Source organism: Mycobacterium sp. KBS0706, from assembly GCF_005938675.2.
Lineage (GTDB): Bacteria > Pseudomonadota > Alphaproteobacteria > DSM-16000 > Inquilinaceae > Inquilinus.
Genome location: NZ_VCCH02000228.1, coordinates 1 through 2716, shown reverse-complemented (window position 1 = coordinate 2716; position 2716 = coordinate 1). Strand labels below are relative to the sequence as shown.

General features: G+C 68.1%; 3 protein-coding genes. 1 reads left to right on the top strand and 2 read right to left on the bottom strand.

Annotation, left to right across the window (positions count from 1 at the left end):
* On the top strand, positions 1 to 402 hold a 402-nt coding region (locus tag FFK22_RS41340), incomplete at its 5' end, for a transposase (protein ID WP_221939282.1).
* 316 nt (positions 403 to 718) lie between these two features.
* On the opposite strand, the gene FFK22_RS41335 is transcribed toward FFK22_RS41340, so the two are convergent.
* Positions 719 to 1024, bottom strand: a complete 306-nt coding sequence (locus tag FFK22_RS41335) for a hypothetical protein (RefSeq protein ID WP_138893639.1) — start codon at positions 1022 to 1024, stop codon at positions 719 to 721.
* 189 nt (positions 1025 to 1213) lie between these two features.
* Complete coding sequence (adhP, locus tag FFK22_RS41330) at positions 1214 to 2245, bottom strand: alcohol dehydrogenase AdhP (protein ID WP_138893640.1); 1032 nt, start codon at positions 2243 to 2245, stop codon at positions 1214 to 1216.
* Positions 2246 to 2716: the final 471 nt, after the last annotated feature.

The window sequence follows — 2716 nt, the reverse complement described above, 5'->3', positions numbered from 1 at the left end:
GTCGCCGAGCTGGAGGCGGCGCGGCTGGGGCGCCTGGAGCGGGCGCCGGCAAAGGACGGTGGGCCGATGGTGCGGCTGCTGGCGCGGGTGATCGGGATCGGCGTCGAGACCGCCGACATGCTGGTTCAGGAGCTGCTCTCGCGCGGGCTTCGCGATCGACGGGCGGTGGCGCGCTTCGCCGGCCTGACCGGCTCGCCGGACGAAAGCGGTGCCGGGCGCCGAGAGCGCGGCCTGGCGCGCGTCGGGAGCGCCCGGGCGCGGCGCGGTATGATCCAATTCGCCTGGCGCTTCCTACGGTTCCAACCAGACAGCGCGCTAGCCCAATGGTGGCGCAAGCGCACCGATGGCGCGCCGGCCAAAGTCCGCTTGACGATGATCGTAGCTCTCGCTCGAAGCTGTTGATTGCGCTCTGGCGGCTGGTCACGACCGGCGACGCGCCACAGGGCGTGCACCTACGCCCGGAGATCACCCCGGCCTGAGGAGTTGATCGCCCAAGCCGCCGTCCCAAGCTCGGCTCCGCCCGCTAACCGCGGCCTAAGCACAGCATCGAACCGAGGCAACGTGCGACTCGTTCAGGTTACCGTGACAGTGCCCAGGGTGGCCTTGACGGCTTGAGCCAGAGCTGCAGGCGGACCAGCTCGCCGTGAAGCCGTTCGAACTCGGCCTCCTAGGTCTTGTCCAGTTTCGGCAACGCCTTGCCTCCCCGTTGTCGCGGCGATCAGTCTGGCGGCCGCGACTGTACGGCGGCCTGGAACTTGCTGGCCAGGGCCTCGATCGCATCGAGGCTCTTCGCTTCATACTCCGCGATCACCGCCTCGGCCTCGTCGAGCCGGGCCAGGGCCTCGACGAGGGCCTGGGACTGCGGTTCCGGCCGGTCCGCCGCCAGCGCTCGGACCATCGCGATGACGGCGCCGTGGATGTAGTGCAGGTGGGCGTTGTGATTGGCCGAGAGCTCCATGAAGCCGACCACGGCCTGATCGAACGGCCGCTCGGACTGAATCGTGTTGAGCTTGATCCATGTCATGGCCAATGCCTCCCTTGTCTAGATGGAGCTGATGGTCGCGGACCGGTCGGAACGTGCCGCACGTCTGGTAGGGCGCGGGATCCGCTCGTCGAAGAGCCCGAGCAGGGCCGGGGCCGGCATGGCCGCCGGCGCGGGATCGGTCCAGGTCATGTGCAAGCCGTTGAGCGAGGGATCGGCGCGGACGGGCGGTCAGGAGGCCATGTCGAGGACGATGCGGCCCTCGACCGAACCTGTCCGTAGGGCGTCGAAGACGGCATTGACCGCCTCGATGGGCCTGGTCGTGATCGTGGCCTTCACCTTCCCCTCGGCGGCGAAGGCGATCGCCTCGGCTAGGTCCTGCCGGGTGCCGACGATCGAGCCGCGCACGGTGATGCGCTTCAGCACGACGTCGATGATCGGCGTCGGAAAGTCGCCCGGCGGTAGGCCGACCAGGCTGACGACACCCTTGCGGCGGACCATGCCGAGCGCCTGGGCGAAGGCTGGGCGCGACACCGCCGTCACCAGCACGCCATGGGCGCCGCCGCCGGTCGTCTTCACGATCTTCACCGCGGCATCGGGCGCCATGGCGTCGACCACGAGATCGGCGCCGAGCGACCGTGCCAGGTCGAGCTTGTCACGGGTCACGTCGAGCGCCGCCACATGCAGCCCCATGGCCTTGGCGTACTGGATCGCGACATGGCCGAGGCCACCGACGCCGGAGATGGCGACCCACTCGCCCGGCCGCGCCTCGGTCTCCCGCAAGCCCTTATAGGTGGTCACGCCGGCGCACAGAATCGGCGCCATCCGGGCGAAGTCCACCCGCTGCGGCAGCTTCGCGACATAGGGCGCCGACGCTATGACGTAGTCGGCGAAGCCGCCGTCGCAGCTGTAACCGGTGTTGTGCTGGGACTCGCACAGCGTCTCCCAGCCGGTGATGCAGTATTCGCAGCCGCCGCAGGCGTCGTGCAGCCAGGCGACGCCGACCGGGTCGTCCTCCTTGAACCCGGTTACGCCCGGCCCGACGGCGGCGACGATGCCGGCCGCCTCGTGTCCCGGGACGAAGGGCGGCAGCGGCTTCACCGGCCAGTCGCCGTCGGCCGCATGTAGGTCGGTGTGGCAGACGCCGCAGGCGACCACCTTGAGGAGCAACTCGCCAGGCCCAGGGCTGGGGATCGGCCGTTCCTCGATCACCAGCGGCTCGCCGAACCGCCTCACCACCGCCGCGCGCATCGTCTTGCGCATGATCGCCTTCTCCATCGGATGACGCGGGCGAAGATGGCGCCGGAAGACCGCACTGGTCCTTGATCTAGATCAAAGTCGCGGAACGGCCGCCCGTCCTCCAGCTGCGGCATTAGCGGTAATGGGGTCACGACAAGAGCTGTGCGTAGGCATCCGACATCTGGGAACGGATGTGAACGCGGGCGATTGGAGGCTTTCAGAAACGAGGGTTTTCGTGGGTTTGTCCAGCCCGACGGAGAACAGCCGTGTCGGCGCTTTCACATACCTCTCCCATTGGAAATCCGAATGGCAATCGGTTTACGAAAGAGGCGGCAGGCCTGCAGGAGCCCCACGGCCGCAAGTTGCTAGTGCATTGAAGCAGACAGGAGATTCACAAGGTGAGGAGAGAGTGCGAGTCTGAGGCCATGGCCCAGACCGTGAGCATCCTGCTGAACACGACATCGTGGGCCTCTATCTCGACCCGCCGGACCGGGC

Bases quoted from the DNA above. Each gene is read 5' to 3' on its own strand.
- adhP (WP_138893640.1), bottom strand. From the start codon at position 2,245: ATGCGCAAGACGATGCGCGCGGCGGTGGTGAGGCGGTTCGGCGAGCCG.
- FFK22_RS41335 (WP_138893639.1), bottom strand. From the start codon at position 1,024: ATGACATGGATCAAGCTCAACACGATTCAGTCCGAGCGGCCGTTCGAT.